Below are 19,691 nucleotides of genomic sequence, written 5' to 3' on the forward strand. Positions count from 1 at the left end.
TATACTGTTTTATTATGGCGCTTTGTGTTTGTAGAGCCGGCAGTTGTTGATACTGCCGGGTTTGATATCTTTCCTGGTATTATGCGTTTACGGCAACCTGTGCGATTGTTTCCAGCAGCACGGTATTTTCTTCCGGTGTACCAACGGTGATACGCAGACAACCATTACAGAGTTCTACTTTGGAACGGTCACGTACGATAATACCTTTTTCTACCAGGTGATTGTAAATACCTTTTGCATCTGTTGTTTTTGCCAGCAGGAAGTTGGCGTCACTCGGATATACTTCCAATACCTGTGGCAGACCGATTAAACCTGCAGCCAGTGTATCTCTTTCAATCACTGTTTCACGGATCCACTCATTCACCTGATTGATGTTATCCAACGCTTCCAGTACCAGGTCCTGTGCAGCCTGATTGATATTGTAAGGAGGTTTTACCTTGTTCAGCACATTGATGATGTCTTCTCCTGCGAATGCCATACCGACACGCAGTGCCGCCAGTCCCCATGCTTTAGACAGGGTCTGCATCACAACGAGGTTCGGATATTCAGTCAGTTCTGATATGAATGTTTTCTGGCGGGCGAAGTTGATATAAGCTTCATCTACTACAACGATCCCGTCAAAATTATTCAGGATCATTTCTATGTCGCTACGGTCGATGGAGTTACCGGTAGGGTTATTCGGAGAGCAGATAAAGATCAGTTTTGTACGCTCATCCACAGCCTCCTGTAAAGCGGCCATGTCTATCTGATACTCAGGTGTGAGCGATACTTTTCTTACGATCACATCGTTGATATTCGCGCTCACTTCATACATACCGTATGTAGGCGGGAACAGTACCACGTTGTCAACACCCGGACGACAGAAAGAGCGGTACAGTACATCGATCACTTCATCACTACCATTACCCAGGAAGATATTCTGTGGCGGTACACCTTTGATATCTGCCAGTTTATATTTCACTTTCCACTGCATCGGATCCGGGTAACGGTTGTAGTTAACCGGCAGCGGAGAGCCAAAGCTGTTTTCATTTGCATCAAGGAAGATGGAAGCTTCTCCTTTGAATTCATCCCTGGCGGTAGAGTAAGGCACCAGGCGTTTTATATTGTCGCGTAGTAAGCTATTAAGATCGAACATTGTAGTAGATTTTAAGATTGAGCCTTTTGTTTCAGACGTACTGTTACTGCATTTTTATGTGCATCCAGTCCTTCAGCTGCTGCCATCGTTTCTATTGTTGCACCTATCTGTTGCAGCCCTTCCTGTGTCAGTCGCTGAAAGGTGATCTTCTTCACAAAACTATCCAGCGATACACCACTGTAAGCAGTAGCATAACCGTTGGTCGGCAGTGTATGGTTCGTTCCTGAGGCATAATCGCCGGCACTTTCCGGAGAGTAGTTACCCAGGAATACAGAACCTGCATTGATTACTGCATCAGCAATAGCAATATCATCTTTACAGGCTACGATCAGGTGCTCCGGAGCGTATGCATTGAGCAGGTCCATTGCTTCAGCCGTATCTTTGACCAGCAGGATGCGGCTGTTTTCCAGTGCACGTGCAGCAATATCCTGACGTGGCAACTGTGCCAGTTGGGTCGCTACTTCCTCTTGTACTGCTGCGATGATTTCAGGTGCTGTAGTCACCAGTAATACCTGGCTATCCGGACCATGTTCTGCCTGAGACAGCAGATCTGCCGCTACAAATGCAGGCACGCATGTTTCGTCTGCCAGCACGGCTACTTCTGATGGTCCTGCCGGCATATCGATCGCTACGCCGCTTTTATTCACCAGTTGTTTTGCACAGGTTACATACTGATTGCCCGGACCGAATATTTTATGCACACGAGGTACACTTTCTGTTCCATAGGCCATTGCACCGATTGCCTGTACACCGCCTATTTTGAATACGCGTTCCACACCTACTTCCTGTGCAGCAAACAATACCGCAGGATGTACTTCTCCGGCGGCGTTGGATGGCGTACAGAGTACGATCTCCTTACAACCGGCGATCATAGCGGGGATACCCAGCATTAGTATAGTAGAGAACAAAGGAGCAGAACCTCCTGGAATGTACAATCCTACTTTTTCAATAGCGACAGGTTTACGCCAGCACTGTACACCCGGCATTGTTTCGATCACCTTACTGTGTTCCTGTTGTGCTTTGTGGAAAACCTCAATATTATGTTTGGCCTGAAGGATAGCTTTCTTCAGTTCTGCATCGAGTGATGCAGTTGCTTTGGCAAATTCTGCGGGAGTGACTTCCAGACCTTCCAGCTGTACTTTATCAAACTGCTGTGCATATCTGCGTACAGCGGTATCACCTTCCTGTTTAACAGCAGCAAGTATATTGCCTACACTGGTTTCCAGTGCTGTTGTATCTAAAACCGGTCTTTGCAGTAATTCCGGCCATTGTGAGCGTTCGGGATATTCGAATACCTGCATGCGCAATTGGGAATTAGAAGTTAAGAATCAGGAATGAAGAATTACTTCCTATCACACTCCTGTTGCTCAGGGAGCAAACACCAATTTTTCTATTGGTGTTTGCCCTTATGTTGAATACTTATATGATCATCTTTTCGATCGGTACTACCAGGATACCTTGTGCTCCGGCAGCTTTCAGATTTTCGATGATATCCCAGAAAGCATTCTCATTCAGTACGGAGTGTACGGAGCTCCAGCCTTCTTCCGCCAGTGGCAGTACGGTAGGACTCTTCATACCAGGTAACAGACTGATGATCTCCTGCAGCTTATCATTAGGAGCATTCAGCAGTACGTACTTATTGTTCTTCGCTTTCTTTACAGACTGTATACGGAACAGGAGTTTCTGTAACAGTGCTTCCTGTTCAGCTGTCAGATTATCATTGCTGATGAGTGCTGCTTCAGATTTCAGGATCACTTCCACTTCCTTCAGACCATTCATGAACAGAGTGGAACCACTGCTTACCAGGTCACAGATAGCGTCTGCCAGACCGATACCCGGAGCGATTTCCACAGAACCACTGATCTCGTGAATATCCGCAGTGATATTATGTTGATTCAGGAAGTTCTGCAGGATAACAGGATAGCTGGTAGCGATACGCAGTTTATCCATATCCTTTACGCCGTTGTACTCCGCTGCTTTTGGTATTGCCAGGGAAAGGCGGCATTTACCAAAGCCCAGTTTCTCTGCAATTTTTACAGGACGGGCTTTTTCAATGATCACGTTCTCACCTACGATACCGATATCTGCCACACCGTCTTCAACGTATTGCGGAATATCATCATCACGCAGGAAGAAGACCTCCAGCGGAAAATTGCTGGCTTCTGTTTTCAGTTTATTAACACCGTTGTTGATGTCTATACCACATTCTTTCAACAGTTTGATGGAGTCGTCGTGCAAACGACCGGATTTCTGAATAGCAATTCTCAGTTTCATGTTTTTAACAATGTTCCGGTGAAAACAAAAAAGGGGCTTACCGTTTGGTAAGCCCCTGATTATGTTCTAATGTTTTTATTATTTAGTACATAAAATCATCCCAGCCTACCTGCGCGGTAAGAATGATGGTGATGATGTGTATGTACGTTAATGCTCATAGTTTGTAATAACGATGCGAAGGTAATAACAATTTTGAATAATCAAACTAATTTTTGCCTTATTGCCCATTATTTTAATGTAAACCCTGCTGACTGTACATCCCTGCTATTTGTACCCACAAATATGGTAAAATCGCCCGGTTCTGCCTTCCAGCGCATATCCTTATCATAGAACTTAAGGTCCTCCACGGAAAGTTCAAAGGTGACGGTCTTAGTTTCGCCCTTTGCCAGGGTGATCTTTTTATAGCCTTTCAGCTCTTTTACCGGACGGGTCACGGAGCCCACCATGTCCCTTACATACAGCTGTACAACTTCCTCTCCGTCAAAATTGCCATTATTGGTCACCGGAATGCTGATCTGCAATTTATCAGTAGCAGCAATCTGCTGTTTGCTCAGTTTAAGGTCACCATAGCTGAATGTAGTGTAGCTCAGGCCATATCCGAATGGGAACAGCGGGTCATTTTCTGTATCCAGGTACTTGGTGGAGTACTTATTATAAGGATTCAGCGGACGGCCTGTGTTCTTATGATTATAATAGATAGGTATCTGACCTACATTACGCGGGAAACTCATGGTCAGCTTACCAGCAGGATTATAGTCGCCGAACAGTACGGAAGCAATAGCATCACCGGCTTTTGTACCCAGGAACCAGGTTTCAAGGATAGCCGGAATATGTGCATTTTCCCATTCCAGTGTTATCGGACGACCATTTGACAGTACCAGCACCACCGGTTTGCCAGTGGCATAGACTGCTTTCAGCAGCTCCCGCTGGTTTTCAGGAATACTGATATTAGAACGGCTGGCAGCCTCTCCGGTCATACCCTGTGATTCTCCCAGTGCCATTACCACGATATCTGATTGCTTTGCCAGTTCTACAGCTGCCGCCAGCATCTGCTGACTATCAGCAGTATCAGCTGCATCCAGTTTTAATTTCTGCGTGGCTCTTTTATAAAGAGTGGTATCCTGGGTGTAATGCGCTCCCGGCAGGTATTGCACATTGGCGGATCTTTTCTTCAGGGCTTCCAGCAGGGTGACCGCCTTGGTATAGTCACCTGCAGCTGACCAGTTACCGATCATATCCCGCTGACTGTTTGCCAGTGGGCCGATCAGGGCGATTTTCGCGGCTTTCTTCAGGGGCAGCAGCTGATTCTCATTCTTAAGGAGTACAATAGAGCGCTCAGCGATCTTTTGAGCAGCGGCCAGGTTTTCAGCTGACATGATCTCCTTTGCGGCTCTTTCATTATCACAATATTTAAAAGGGTCTTTAAACAGACCCAGGTCATATTTGGCAGTCAGAATACGGTATACGGCGCTGTCAATTTCCTTCAGGGTCACCTTTTTGTCCTGGAGCAGCTTTTTCAGCTGTCCGGCGAAAATACCACCCTGCATGTCCATATCAACGCCCGCGTTCAGGGCAGCAGCCCCCGCTTCATATTCGTCTTTTACATTGCCGTGGGCGATCATTTCATTGATAGCAGTATAATCGGTCACTACGAAGCCCTTAAAGCCCCAGTCTTTCCGCAGAAGGTCAGTCAGCAGCCACTTATTGGCCGTAGCCGGCGTACCATCGATCTCATTAAAGGAGGTCATGGCAGTCGCGACACCAGCATCAATAGCGGCTTTATAAGGCGGCAGATAATACTGGTACATCTGCCGGCGGCTCATGTCTACCGTGTTATAATCGCGGCCCGCTTCAATAGCGCCGTATAAAGCGAAGTGTTTCACACAGGCCAGGATGGTATTATTAGCCGACAGGTCTGATCCCTGGTAGCCTTTCACCTTTGCTTTCGCCACCTGTACGCCATACCAGGTATCTTCTCCTACACCTTCTGCCACACGGCCCCAGCGGGGGTCACGGGCGATATCCACCATCGGGGAGTAAGTCCATTGTAAGCCGTCAGCGCTGGCTTCCTGTGCGGCAATACGAGCACTCTGCTCCAGCAGGGCCATATCCCAGGTACAGGCTTCTCCCAATGGAATGGGGAAGATCGTTTTGTGTCCGTGGATAACATCATACCCGAATAACAGCGGTATTTTCAGCCGGGTCTTCATGGCCATTTCCTGTAGCTGGCGGGTATATTGCGGTGTGTAGGCATTGAATATGGAGCCGCATAGACCAGCTTCAACGTCTTTTTTATACCCCGGCTTCATAAATGGGCCGGTAACGTCCATATCACTGGTGAGCAGGTTTAGCTGGCCTATTTTTTCGTCCAGCGTCATCCGCTTGATAAGACTATTCAGGAAGGTCTGCTTAGGGGTTTGTGCCTTCACGCTGAGAGCTGCCAGTAGCAGGGTGGCTACGAGCAGGCGCTTCGGGTTCTTCATAACTGTGTCGTTTAGAGTTAAAGTGTGGTTAAAGGTAGGAAAAGTTTGGAATGGAGGTGTTGTTGTTCAGTTTGTTCATTATGGGTGATATGATGGGTGTGGTGATGCTGCACAGAAAATAAGATGTAATTTTGGGTTACTACACTGGAAGATTCTCCCCCTTAAATTAAATATGCATGGACGGTCAGGTTGCTGGCTGCGTTACTGTATTTTCTATTTTTTAAAACACATTTAAAACTATATAAAATGGACCATCAGACTTATTTAAAACTTAAAAATGCACTTATTGAAGAATGGCGAGAAGCAACATCTTCGCCCGAAGCAGCAAGTCGCTACATTGACAAATTAGGTATCAGGGATCTACTTGTTCCTATTAATTCTGCTAAAAAGCAAAAGCGAAAAAAAGTATCTGGGGGCAAGACTATTGCTAAATAACACCTTGTCAGGTATTCACAGTATACATTCAGACTCAAGAAAGTTTGATTAATCACTTTGTCTATTATCCAATATTTTAAATCTATTCAAAACATTTTAAGCTTTATACAATGGACCTTCAAAATTATCTAAAACTTAAAAAAGCCCTTATTCAGGAACTGCGTGAAGTTAGTTCCTCAAAAGAAGCAGCACGTCGTTGCATCGATGAAATGGGGATAAGAGATATTCTTGTTCCCATTAATTCATCTGCTAAAAAAAAATCCAAAAATATAGCGCATAAAGACGACACCAAATAACACTACCAACGCTCCTTGTATATTTAAATTTGTATTACTAATCTAAAACACAATTGTTTAAAGTATGATTCCGACAAACTATATTTACTCGGCCGATCCAGGCCTGACTATTGGCTTTCATGGTTGTTCCCAAGAATTAAGAGATGAGATTATTAATGGGAAAACAGCTCTACGTCAAAGCAATAATCCATGGGATTGGCTGGGAGATGGTATTTATTTTTGGCAAAATAATTACGAGCGGGCATTTCACTATGCAAACAACCCTCCACCAAATCTCAAAATTAATGATCCTGCTGTACTTGGCGCCGTATTTAGTTTAGGAAACTGTCTGGATTTGACAGACAAGAAATATATAGACTTATTACAAGACTCGTTCAATATATTAAACAAAAGTGCACTATTTGAGGGAAAGCAGCTTCCGGAAAACACTAATCATCCAGAACCAAAAAGCTCAAATGACAAAGTGCTAAGACGATTAGATTGTGCTGTAATAAAAAAAATACATACACAAGCACAAATGTCGGGACAGCCTCCTTTTGATTCAGTAAGATGCGTATTCCCTGAAGGCAACGAAGTCTACAAAGGCGCCGGCTTCCTCGACAAAACCCACATCCAGATCTGCATCCGCAACCCTAACCTCATAAAAGGCTATTTCATACCACGCAAAGAAACCATCTGGCCCAGCATCTAAATCCCCTTCACCAGTACCTTGTTTAACCCCTTCCCACTATACACCTCCTTCCCATCCACAACAACCTTCAGCCCCTTACCCTTACCATATTTCTCCCCCGTCTTATCCCATCTCACACTCACCACCTTCCCATGATACGGAACACCCTCCAGGTAAAACCAATCCCACTTATCCTGTGGTATCAACGGATACAACTCTAACTTCCCATCCGCCCGCGGCTTCAACCCAATAAGATCATTGATCACAAGATCACAAAAACCGGAATGATTATAATAACTACTCCTTGGATCATCCCCTTTCAACCAGTAACCGGTACGCTCATCCTGATACTCCCCGAGATAAGGCTCACCATTCTTCTGCTGGGAACGGGCATACACCAGCAAGGTATTGTAGTAAACAGCCGGCGTCATTCCACCTCTATGTTTGTAATGCGTCAGTAAATTCGCCAGACCTTTCAGCGTTTGTGTAGTCGCAAAAGGCCATATTGCGCCATCCCATTCACAGCCACCACTACCATGAGAACGAAACAGCGGATGCCTTCTTTCTGCGGTCGTCAATCCCCAGGGAGCATCAAACCCGCTGGTATCGGTCAACTGCTCCCAGGCAACTGCATATTTAGCCTTATCCGCAGGCAGGTCAAAATACCAGGGGATAAAACCGATCTGTTCACGTGCGTTGGAAAAGCGGGTGGTTTCACTGCCTTTAATGACCTGTCTTACTTTAAAGAAAGCAGCGGTATCGTCCCAAAGGTTTATTTGTACCAGGGACCGGATCTTTTGTGCATCAGCGGTATAACGGGTACGTAAAGTATCATTACCTGCCATCGTTGCTATTTTTGCGAGTGCATTGGCATTGCCGTACATATAACTGCTGATGGTAGGCCGTGTATGCTTTTCACGTCGCGCACCACTGATAGATTCTTCCATGCCATCCTTTACATCAAACTGCCAGAACAGTCCATCAGGCAGACGCTTTTCTCTTTCCCATAAACGATAATCCTCATCCATAGCAGGCAGTAATGCTTTTACAAAGCTGCTATCTCCATCTACCAGAAAACGGTTATATACCGCATCGGCAGCCCAGCTGCTGAACTGATGAAAACGGGGGGCTTTCTGTTGTGCATCTTTCAGGTACCAGTATTGTATGTATTGATCCAGGTAAGTTGTATTGCGCAACCAGCGGCCTTCATATACATGATGACCAAAAGCGCAACTGAGTGCATTAAACCTGCCGGCGTGTTTAACAGGTGTGATAAATTCAGTGAAGATGAAACCATCAGGCGTCTCCTTCAGGTGTTTACGGAATGTCCACCACCGGTAGTAATAAGTTTGCTCGATAGTGCTATCCGGACAATCCAGCAAAGGCACATTCGCCTTGAGCCAGTCGAAAGCAGCTGCATTAGGCACATAGTTTTTCACATACTCTGAGTCAAGGCTATTAAACCGGTCCACGTACTTTTTCAGCACCGGTTCCAGTGTCATTGCATTCCCGGAAGAAACATCCACCTGCTGCGCCAGTAAACGCAAAGGCAGGAACAGACAAACAGCGATAATTATTTTAACGGATCCCAATTGCCAAATACTTTAGTGAGAGTAATATCTTTTGCAGACTGCGCCGATAACTGTTTAGACCAAAGCACACGTTTATCATACGCTGCACCGGCACCTGTATTGTTATACTCAGCATATCTCGCAGTTTGCTCATTTTCTTTCTTATCCCAGTTATGCCAGCCCTGGGCTAATATCTGAGGCCCCAGGATACTGTTCATAAAGACAGTTGCTGCATAAGGTCTCCAGGGACGGCCCAGAAACACCTTTTTAGCGACGCTGTCTGCGGTTAATTTACAATGGTTGAACACAAACCCATAAGATTGCTTTAATGTCGTAGAAGCGGCTGTAATGTAAGAATCTCTTTTACTGTGGATGGTACAGCCTTCAAACCATACCGTCGCAGCGCCGAATATAAAATCGGTTGTGCCTTCTATGTAGCAATCCTGGTAATATTGTCTGCTGTCCTCTTTTCCGGCATATAAGGTATCCTGATTGCCCAGCAACCGGCAGTTACGAAATATGCAACGGTCCCCTTCCACATGGAGAGCCACCGCCTGTCCCACAGGACCCGCAGCATTTTCAAAAGTGAGGTTTTCCGCAATGATATTATCTCCGGCTATCAACACCGTATAGGAAGTGAATGTCCCGAATTTATCCCTCCCGGAGGCATCCTTCCCTGGGTATGCTTTGCCTGAATAATCCGCATTGGTAATGATCGTACTGTCCCTATCCTCTCCCTGTAATGTAATGGTACACTTCCAGCTGGGAATACACAGTTTTTCGTGATACACGCCCTTACGGATGAAAATAGTCACCCGGAATAAGGTAAAGTCCCGGACTGCATTCACCGCCTCCTGGATCGTCTTATAATCGCCTGTTCCATCCGCTGCCACCACCAGACGTGCACGGGGGTCCTGTGCCTGCAAGGACAGGGTCAGCAACAATAAAAACGGAAGAAAAATTATAGGAAAGTATTGCTTCATAACAAGGAATTTTATTGCACGCAGGATAGTGACAAGCTAAAAAATTTCTCCTGCTTTTTGCAATAGCGGAGCGGCTTTATTTACGCAATCGTTACCGGGGGACTCATTCAACGTATTTTCTTCGTATTATACCCTCATTACGCCGTTATTAAGCCGGTATCTCTTCGCTCCCAAGCGGACAGATACCGGCTTAATAACGGCATACCTTCGTTGTACAGCGAAGAATTAACACTTATCATATTGAAAACCATACGCTTAACCTTCATTCAAGCGAAGAAAACTCATAATCACCTGATCCTAAATGCATTATGACTCTCCCTTTTTCAAACGACAGGTCCTGATTATTCAGTGGTTTTCCGCCTGCTGTTATCCCTCCCTCCTTTTTAGCCGGTAGTTTAACAACCGCACTGCTATTAGGAGGAATGCTGACACGAAACAACAGCTTACCGTCCTTCTTCTCCCATTCACTCCGTATGGTTCCGTAAGGGGTATTATAGGCCGTTTTTACCCAGGTAATATTTCCCACTATCTCCGGAGAGATCTGGAACTGTTTATATCCTACAGATCCCGCCTGCTGGGTAATACCGCCCAATCCGGTATAAAACCACTCCATCAGATGCCCCAACATCAGGTGATTATTAGACACCTGCTCCAGCGCCGCCCAGGATTCCGTCAAAGTAGTAGCCCCCTTCGCCAACTGAAAACCATAACCCGGTACACCACTCCGGTTATTCATCTCATACAGCAGATCAGACGCTCCGCCCTCCTGTAAAGCCTGTACCAGGAAATGAAAACCAATATCGCCGGCAGTCAGCTGATTGCCCTGCTGCCGGATGGAATCCACCATATTCTTAAACACTGCCTGACGATATTGCTCATCAACCAATCCTACGCATAAAGGAATCGCCATAGCCGTCTGACTACCTGTTGAATAGACCTTTGTTTCGACATTGAAATATTCATGATTAAATGTATGTTTCACCTTATCTGCCTGTACGCGGAACTGTTTGGCTTCTGCTGTCTTATCTAACAGATCGGCCATATTAGCAGCGAGTACCAGATCATAGTAATAGATACCAGTAGCAGTAACCTCCTTAGGTGTAAGCTGTGCAACACCCGGTCGCTGCGGACCATTATCAAACCAATCACCCAGACCATAAGACAGTATATTGTTCTGCGCTTTTGCACCCAGGTATTCCACGTATTTTTTCACCATCGGATATGCTTCACGAATGACAGTATTATCCCCATACCAGCGATATAACAACCAGGGGACTATCACCGCCGCACTACCCCATTCCGGAGAATCCCTGAATCCAAAACCATGATCATCAAAAAAGACAAATTCAGGTGCGATATCAGGTACCAGTCCTTCACTTGTCTGCGCTTCTTTCATATCACGGATCAACTTCCGGTACAGCAGATCAATATCATAGCTATACTGTATCGCATTACCCATCAGATAGTCCTGCTCCAGCCAACTCAGTTTTTCCCTATGCGGACAATCCGTCAACACACTCTGCATATTGCTTTTAATAGCCCATAATATCAGCTTATGAATACTGTTGAATAAATCATTCGAACAGGAAAAGGTCCCGTTCACCGGAGCCGCATTACGGGTATGCAGCAAATCAAGTGAAAGAAGCTGTGGCACATCGCCTGTATACGCTGCAGTATCAGGCGCAGCTCCCTCAACCTGCACATAACGGAATCCATAATAAGTAAAACGCGGTTGCCAGGTTTCTATACCATCACCCTTTAAAGTATAAGTAAAATAATACGGACTCCCCGTCGCTTTCTGATTAGCCAGCTGTTTATCATTGGTCAGTTCAGCAGGTATCAGTTTTACTGTCTGCCCTTTCTTTCCTTTTATCTTCAATCCGATAATGCCAGATGCATTCTGTCCGAAGTCATACATGTATACACCGGTCTGCGGCTGTGTAATACGCTGTACCCGCAATACTTCCATTACTTTCACCGGATAATCCTCCTCCGGCAATAATCGTTTTTCTGTCGCCTTTACCACCATCGCCGGCTTCCACTGTGTATCATTGAATCCGGGCCGGTCCCATCCTGTCTGTTCTTTTCCGGCATCGTAATCTTCTCCGCCGTAAATGCTGGTAAAAGTGATCGGTGACGCACTTGTTTTCCAGTCGGTACCTGAAACAATATTCATTGTTTGCCCATTCTCATATGTGATCAGCAGCCTGCAGATCATTCTCGGCATACCATATACCACCGACAACTTGCGGTAACGTTCTTTATTCACATTAAAGAATCCATTACCCACTATCACACCCAATGCATTCTCACCTGATTGCAGCGCTTTTGTCAGATCATAGGTATTATACAACACCGTCTCATCATAATGCGTCCAACCCGGCGCCAGGAAGTTATCTCCCAGACGTACTCCATTCAAACTAGCTTCATATTGTCCGAGTCCGCTGATATACAATAATGCATTTTTCACTTTCCCCCGCACACTAAACTCCTTCCGGAACAAAGGCACTACCGTCCGTTGTCTCGCTTTATGTTTCTGATAAAATTTATCCGTACCATTATGCACACCCGGCACTACCCGCATAGAATCTACCACATCCTCATACCCTATCCATTTCGCGCCTTTCCAATCTGCTGTTGCACTTAAAGCCGTTGTAAAACTGGCGACTTTACTCCAGCCGGAAGCCTTTCCATCTTTATCCCATACCTGCACCCGCCAGTAATAAGTACGGGCAGGTAATAAAGTCACACCGGCAAATGAAGCCGGGAGTTTAAAAAAAGGCGCTGTATTTTCAACACGTTTACCTGTATGCAACTTATTATTCAGTGTGGTACTATCATCAGAAAACTGTAACTGATAAGCCTGTTGGATACAATTGTTATACTGTGCAGACAACTGCCAGCTTAAACGGGGCGACAGCTGACATCCAAGCGGATTAGTTTTATTATCTGTTCTCAGGTGAACTACCTCCAATTGCTGCGCCCAGGTTTGCAGCGATAAAAAAAGCAGCAATATGCCAGTGAATTGCTTCATACGATCTTTCTATTTGGCGGTAGCTATAATCTTTATTGTTGTTGTGGACAGACCTGCTGCATTTGCCGTTAAGGTGATATCACCTGCCTGCTTACCGGCTTTCACAATCACCAGACATTTACCTCTCCAGGCCTTTCGTTGCAACTGCTGACAACTCTCTGTACTCATCGGATCAGCATTTCCGACACCCACAATAGTACCTGGTCCGTTAATACTGAATTGCAATAGCTGATCTGCATCCGGAGAGATATTACCATTGGCATCTGTCAACGTAATCGTCACATAACTCAGGTCCTGTCCATCTGCATTGATCTGCGGCCGGTCAGCCGATAACTTTATAGCGGCAGCATTTCCTGCTGTCTGTAACACCACTTCCTTTGATTTCTTTTTGCCATTATATCCAACAACGCTGAGTTTACCAGGTACATAAGGCACCTGCCATGTCGCCATAAACTTATTTACCCTACCCGCCTTTCTACGGCCAAGTGATTGTCCATTCAGGAATAACTCCGCTTCCTCATAAGAAGTATAAGCAGTTACATCCAGGAGTTTACCTTCATGCCCTTCCCAGTTCCAGCTGTCTCTTGCATCATACCATTCCCACTGACTCCAGTCTATTTTATGCATATTCGTATCAAAAGAAGGTACAGGCGGTTTTACAAACAATGACAATTGCTCCGGCATCCATAAAGCATCTCTGTAGTAAGATTGCGGACGCTTCCATCCACAAACGTCTATATCACCACAATAAGCCAGATTCCATGGATAGAAACCTTGTTGTTGTGGATATCCCAGCCAGCCAATACTGGCTTCTCCGATATAATCAAATGCCGTCCATACAAAGTCTCCAATCACCCATGGATGATCTACGACTTCCATCCAATAGTCCGCTGCTTCTATAGCGAAAGACTCTGTCGCCATCATCACCCGTTCCGGCACCCGCTCATGATCTTTTACATATTGAGTACGGGCATAGTTATAACCCGCGATATCCAATGTGGAAAGGAAGGCGTCTTTATCAGGCGCAATACCATTGACCCCACAGGTAATAAAACGTGTGGTATCTATACTGCGGATATGATCACGCAGCATACGCGCGACCTTCGCTACTTCCGGTTTTTCACGATGCGGAATTTCATTACCTGTACTCCACATCACGATCGAAGGATGATTACGGTCACGATACAACATACTCTCTATATCCCGCTGCCACCACTCCTCAAAATATAAATGATAATCCTCCGGATTCTTACCATCATTCCAGATATCAAAAGCCTCATCTATCACCAGCATTCCCAGTCTGTCACAGGCATCCAGAAATGCAGGTGAAGGCGGATTATGTGAACAACGGATCGCATTGTACCCACTGGCTTTAAGCAATTCCACTTTTCTTTCTTCCGCCCTGTCGTATGCTTTAGCGCCCAGCGGACCATTATCATGATGTACACAACCTCCTTTCAGTTTAATTGTTTTACCATTCAGCTGAAATCCATTCTGTGCATCTGCTGTAATGGTACGGATACCAAAAAGCGTCCTTACACTATCCTTTAACACATTATCCACATAGACATAAGAAACCGCCGTGTATAACACAGGAGACGCGATCTCCCACAATAACGGGGATTTCACAGTTAATGATCGTTGCAATGCACTATCCTTTCCGGCACTGATCAACTGTTGTCCTTTATCTTCTGCTATTACTTTACCTTTTACATCCACTAAACGTGTTAATAAAGTAGCGGTAACAGCCGCATCCGTATTATTCTTTATCCGCGTTGTTACATCCACAGTAGCGCCTTGTTTATTCACAGCTGGCGTGGTAATAAAAGTGCCCCATTGCGCTATATGCACCGGCTCCAATACGTTCATCCATACATGCCTGTATATGCCCGAACCCGCATACCAGCGGCTGTTCTCTCCTTCATTCCTTACTTTGACAGTCAGTATATTCTCTCTGTCATATCGCACATACGGCGTAATATCATACCAGAAGGAAGTATATCCATAAGGATGTTTCCCCAGCTTCTTTCCATTGATCCATAGCTGCGCATTCATGTATACGCCATCAAACTGTATCACGATACGTTTACCTTTATCTCCCACGGGTACATTGAAATGCTTACGATACCAGCCCGTGCCACCTGTCGTAAAACCGCCACTCACCTGACTCAATGCCCCTTTGCTGAAAGGCGACTGCGTACCTGGTAAGTCTTCAATGCTCCAGTCGTGCGGCAGGGACACCTTCCGCCAGTCCGTATCTTTAAACAAAGTATCTTCTGCACCCTGTGCAGCGCCACGCCAGAATAACCAGTTATCATCAAAGGATTGTGTACGCTGCGCCTTTACTGATATACAACAGATACTAACAAGAAAAACTATCAACAAACAACGCATGATCTATTTAGCTTTTGTAAAATGAAGTGTACTTTTTCCAAGGTCTTTTGAAGTCGCTACCGCAATACCCCGCTGGTCTTTCTGATTCACCGCACAGTAGTAATGATAGACAACGCCTTTGTATTTGACCACAAATGATTTATGTGCAAAACGACCATCATAGTCTTCAGTAGAATTGATCAGATCAGCGCCGTTCCAGTCACTCCAGTGCACCAGGTCATATGAACAGGCGAAACGGTTGAATGCAGTTGGCCGGTTTTTCCAGAAAGCGCCAAAATAAAACATGACCCACATATTATCCATCCGCTGTATCACAGCATCTCCGGTAATACCTGTAAAGTGATCCAGTACAGGGTCTTTGCCATATCTGGTCCAGTGTTCCATATCATCTGACACTGCCATACCGATACGTTCTTTTCCCCGCTTAGGCTTCAGACTATCCCCTTTTGCATTGTAATACATCACAAAAGGATGCCCGGTTGTATTTGTCTTATCCCACATCACCGAACTTTTATAGATGGTATTATTCTCCCACCAGCCTGCATTACTGTCTGTCGCCATCAATGCAGGTTTATCTAATCTTTTCCATTCATGTGCCCTGGTAATACGCCTGCGGGTATTGGCAATCCCAACAGATAACAGGCCCTGCTCATAACCATTCTGCGCACCGCCTATATAACTCATCCAGTGTTTCCCTTTATAGGAATACCATTTGTAGTTACCACCCCATACATGATCCTGCAAAGAGATATAACCAGCACGCTGGTTGACATCCCAGACAGTAGAACTATCTGCAAATGACATCATCTTACCTTTTGTCTTCCAATGCAACAGATCTTTACTTTCTGCCAGCCAGGTTTCATACCCACGTCCCTCGTCGTAGATGATATATACCATATACCACTTCTTACCTTTCCTGAAAATACTCGGACAGTCCAGCTTCTTGCTATCATCCACAGGCACCATCACTATCCCATATTTGTAAGGCGTCTTTATCTCCTGATAAACCTGCTGCATCACGGACTGCGCCACTTCTCCACCTGCTGTCACGCGTTCCTGCTGCAATACAACGGGTCCTATTAAACCAGCTTCCTGCAATGGTAGCTTATCCAGTTTTAAAGGTGCTGTTGTATGGGTAATACGTTTATCCGCAGACAATGCAGTATCGCCAATTAAACGATTCGTCCATGTATTGGTCACCGCTATTTCCAGTTCGTTATTCCCTTCATGGATCGCGGTAGTAATATCCACTTTATATGGGGGCGTCCAGGTGGTGCCACAATCAACACCATTCACTTTTACAACTGCTATATTCGCCACCCTGCCAAGATCCAGGAATACACGGGAGATGGTATCCTGTTTTCGCCCCTTCCAGTTAAATGTCTTTTTATAATACGCAGTACCGGAATAGTATCTGATCTGTTCATTTGCATCTTTACTCCAGTCTTTCAGCTCGCCGAATAAGACAGTATTTGAAGGTCCTCCCACGGTGCTGTCAAAGCTGACTTTCCAGTCACTATTCAGGGTATTGACAGTATTGAATGACGGCCAGTTAGGTGCACGCTGCACCGATAGCTGCGGAGTAGGTTTGCGGAAAATAACAAACAAAGAACCACTGGCAGGCAATTGTAAAGACAGTTCCGTACGGCCGTCCTCTGTTTGCCAGTCGGTCGCTGTACGTTGTTCACCGGTAACAGCATCCCATAACTCAGGCAACTTACCGCTCACACGAAAAGAAAATTGAATCGTACGCTCCATCTCCTGTTGATTGGAGATAAAATAAATATCAAAATCAGGTGCAGTGCGGTGTGTCCAGGCAATCCCATTGGCTCTTTTGTCAGTTACTTCCTTCATCAGCAGATCAGGCATTAATCCTAATCCAGCAAAGGAAGCATTCCTCCATGGCCCCTGCAACACGCCTTTTCCCTGTAGTACGATCGTACTATCAGGCGCTTCCAGCGATCTTAGCCGACCATTTACCATCACCGTTCCTCCCTGCGCTAATAATCGCCTGAGATGAAAGACCGTCTCATGGGATAACAGATTTCCTTCCGGCGACATGGCCATCACACCGGGTAATATCAACATCCTGTACACAGCCCCTCCCGGCAATATGATATTGCCATCCTTCACAGTTGCCAGTCTTAGTAATGCGTCTTTGTTAAATGAATCATAGTGATATCCCTGTAATGCATCTACCCAGTTAGCCGGGTCGGTAATATTCGCAGCAGCAGTAACACCTAAAGGCATTTCTCTTAAAGGACCACCGCTGTTAGCCATCCGTTGTGATTCAAAAGCCAGCAGACTATCCCCAAACAATCCCGGCAATACATTCACCAGCCGTTCTGGTAATATCGCCCTCCGGGGAATCTCTTCACCGGTAAACACTGCTATATCAGCAACGGGTCTTCCCTGCTGCAGCAAAGCCTGACAACGCTGTGCATAAGTCACCCAGGCCTTTCCCGGTTTCCACCAGGTCTGATCACGTTGAAAATATAATCCTATACCATCCAGTGTCATTCCCGGTCTTCTGTCCGTCCAGGGATTATGTGCAAAAACGTGATACACCAGTTTATTGATCCCCAGCGCATAGTTGCGGTCCGCCAGTGTCTTCAGCATACCCGGATGTTCATCCCAACGCATCCGCAGTTCCGTAAATGCCTCTGCCTGTATCACCTGTTTGCCATAAATATGCGCGCCGGAAATAGCGTCCAGCATATCATTCGGTTTATCATGTGTTGGACTCCGCAGCCAGTATTCGCCCATGGGTATATCTGCGAACTGATAATGCTGCATTCCATCTCCAGGCATTACAGGCGCCACACTTTCGGCCGTAAATAAACAACCCCGTCCATGCGCCAGTGCTCTCAGTGTATCATAAAAATTTTGTTGTACAAGTTCTGTGATCGTTGTTCTTACATCGTGCAGGAAGGTCTCGGCAGTTTGTGCATGCTGCACAGGATAACCTGCCATTGCCGGCAGATAACGCAGGAGATCATATCCTCTGCGACGACGGAATTCATCCTGAAAACCGGCCGACCAGTTCTGACTACCACACTCCCAGCTATCCACATGAAATACTTTCAGTACACTATCCGCCAGTACCGGACCTATTTTACGTCTCGCCTCTCCAAACCAGTGGTCAAACTGTACACGTACAGCGGCACTACTGAACTTATCACATTCCAGTCCGCTACCTGCACCACCAGTCGCATTGGTATGTCCGGTGGAGGTATGACCCATACGCAATATCGTCCAGTTACCGGCAGGCGCCTTCCAGTGCAGACGTCCATCAGCATCCAGTTGTTGCGTGAGATCGATAATTTTATTCAGGGGAATACAGTCTTTCTCCGGTAATTGTGCCGTCGTGGTATATGGACTGATACGCCATACGGCACCACTCTTGCCTTCAAACTGATGAATACGCGGCTGATCAGATAAGAGAATACCAGCCACTTTCAGACTCTGTTTCCATTTCGCTGCATCCAGGTCTTCTGACCCTGGTTCTGAACCTTCTTTATCATAATAGAAACGGAAGTACCGGGCAGTGACCGGTATAATGGCATGTGTCACCGGGGCATCGGTATCCTGCCACCCATGACGGGGCGCTTTCAGTTGACCGGCAGGACGAAAATCAACTCCATTATCGCTTACCGCAATACGCAGACGATGCGACTGATAGTTATTACCATTCGTATTGATGGTGATGGCATAACAGGTAAATGGCTTTTCATAAGCATATTGTATCCAGCAGGGATCCTGACTGCGAAAGCTTTCCTTACTGCCTGGCAGCGCCAGGAATTGAGCAGCTACATCCGGCTGACTGGTCGTCACTACCGGTACCTGTGACTGCGACGCTATTGAGGGAAATGCCAGTACGGCAATATCGCGATAGTACTTTTCATTCGTAGGCGGTTGGGACAAGACCGCATTAAAATCAGTTCCACCTTTAACATTGGTAGCCGACCACACCACTTTCTGCATAGACTGTGCGGGTGTGATCCAGGGGCCTCCTGCGAGGGCAAATCCATCGCTAAAATGCATCCCCAGCTGCAGACCAAGACGGGCAGCCTCACTATGCGCAAAACGCACCATTTCCCACCACGCAGGACTTAACTGCTCTACCGGCGGATTGATATAAGGTGGATTGGCTTTCCCTTTGATCGGCATCAGGTAAGCGCCACCAATACCTGCTTCTTTCATTGCTTCCAGATCGGCTGTAATACCTTCCTTTGATACACTGGCATGCATCCAGTACCAGAATACCCAGGGCTTTGCCATAGCAGGTGGCTGCCAGAACAGACTGTCCAGGTTTTGCGCCCTGCCGGCATATACACTTATCAGCAATACGATCAGTAAGCAATACTTTTTCATAACTATTTATCAGAGGACTGTGCTAATGGAACTTTTTCCGGC

The 19,691-nt window shown here is 46.0% G+C and carries 12 protein-coding genes; 3 read left to right on the forward strand and 9 right to left on the reverse strand.

What is annotated here, in order from left to right; all coding sequences use genetic code 11:
• Nucleotides 1-79: 79 nt before the first annotated feature.
• The 4 genes from hisC to bglX all read right to left on the reverse strand — a co-directional run bounded on the left by hisC (nucleotide 80) and on the right by bglX (nucleotide 5,892).
• Nucleotides 80-1,135, reverse strand: coding sequence for a histidinol-phosphate transaminase (gene hisC / locus BMZ72_RS13390; RefSeq protein ID WP_089809067.1), 1,056 nt, complete (start codon nucleotides 1,133-1,135; stop codon nucleotides 80-82).
• 11 nt (nucleotides 1,136-1,146) lie between these two features.
• Nucleotides 1,147-2,436, reverse strand: a complete 1,290-nt coding sequence (gene hisD / locus BMZ72_RS13395; protein ID WP_089809069.1) for a histidinol dehydrogenase — start codon at nucleotides 2,434-2,436, stop codon at nucleotides 1,147-1,149.
• Between the two features lie 118 nt (nucleotides 2,437-2,554).
• A complete protein-coding gene (gene hisG, locus BMZ72_RS13400) occupies nucleotides 2,555-3,409 on the reverse strand; it encodes an ATP phosphoribosyltransferase (protein WP_089809071.1) in 855 nt (284 codons plus the stop codon).
• 227 nt (nucleotides 3,410-3,636) lie between these two features.
• The gene (gene bglX, locus BMZ72_RS13405; protein WP_089809073.1) at nucleotides 3,637-5,892 is read right to left on the reverse strand and encodes a beta-glucosidase BglX; all 2,256 of its coding nucleotides are present in this window, start codon (nucleotides 5,890-5,892) and stop codon (nucleotides 3,637-3,639) included.
• 246 nt (nucleotides 5,893-6,138) lie between these two features.
• Here bglX and BMZ72_RS13410 point away from each other — a divergent pair, with 246 nt between their 5' ends.
• The 3 genes from BMZ72_RS13410 (at nucleotide 6,139) to BMZ72_RS13420 (ending at nucleotide 7,314) form a co-directional block, all read left to right on the forward strand.
• The gene (locus BMZ72_RS13410; protein WP_089809075.1) at nucleotides 6,139-6,327 is read left to right on the forward strand and encodes a hypothetical protein; all 189 of its coding nucleotides are present in this window, start codon (nucleotides 6,139-6,141) and stop codon (nucleotides 6,325-6,327) included.
• 110 nt (nucleotides 6,328-6,437) lie between these two features.
• Nucleotides 6,438-6,623 (forward strand): hypothetical protein, encoded by a 186-nt coding sequence (locus tag BMZ72_RS13415; protein ID WP_089809077.1) that lies wholly within the window; start codon nucleotides 6,438-6,440, stop codon nucleotides 6,621-6,623.
• A gap of 64 nt (nucleotides 6,624-6,687) precedes the next feature.
• Nucleotides 6,688-7,314, forward strand: a complete 627-nt coding sequence (locus tag BMZ72_RS13420; protein WP_089809079.1) for a hypothetical protein — start codon at nucleotides 6,688-6,690, stop codon at nucleotides 7,312-7,314.
• Here BMZ72_RS13420 and BMZ72_RS13425 read toward each other — a convergent pair.
• From BMZ72_RS13425 to BMZ72_RS13445, 5 genes are all read right to left on the reverse strand, one after another.
• Nucleotides 7,311-8,885, reverse strand: coding sequence for an MGH1-like glycoside hydrolase domain-containing protein (locus BMZ72_RS13425; protein WP_089809081.1), 1,575 nt, complete (start codon nucleotides 8,883-8,885; stop codon nucleotides 7,311-7,313). The two genes, BMZ72_RS13420 and BMZ72_RS13425, sit on opposite strands and share 4 nt — an antisense overlap.
• Entirely contained in the window at nucleotides 8,867-9,847 is a 981-nt protein-coding gene (locus tag BMZ72_RS13430) for a pectinesterase family protein (RefSeq protein WP_089809083.1), read from the reverse strand. Before BMZ72_RS13430 ends, BMZ72_RS13425 begins: the two co-directional genes overlap by 19 nt.
• A 262-nt stretch (nucleotides 9,848-10,109) precedes the next feature.
• A complete protein-coding gene (locus BMZ72_RS13435) occupies nucleotides 10,110-12,881 on the reverse strand; it encodes a family 78 glycoside hydrolase catalytic domain (RefSeq protein WP_089809085.1) in 2,772 nt (923 codons plus the stop codon).
• A 9-nt stretch (nucleotides 12,882-12,890) separates the two neighbouring features.
• Nucleotides 12,891-15,275, reverse strand: a complete 2,385-nt coding sequence (locus BMZ72_RS13440) for a glycoside hydrolase family 2 TIM barrel-domain containing protein (RefSeq protein WP_089809087.1) — start codon at nucleotides 15,273-15,275, stop codon at nucleotides 12,891-12,893.
• Between the two features lie 3 nt (nucleotides 15,276-15,278).
• Nucleotides 15,279-19,649: a glycosyl hydrolase gene (locus BMZ72_RS13445; RefSeq protein WP_089809089.1), complete on the reverse strand. Its 4,371-nt coding sequence runs from the start codon at nucleotides 19,647-19,649 to the stop codon at nucleotides 15,279-15,281.
• Nucleotides 19,650-19,691 lie beyond the last annotated feature (42 nt).

Origin of the sequence: Chitinophaga sp. YR627 (assembly GCF_900114995.1) — a bacterium.
Lineage (GTDB): Bacteria > Bacteroidota > Bacteroidia > Chitinophagales > Chitinophagaceae > Chitinophaga.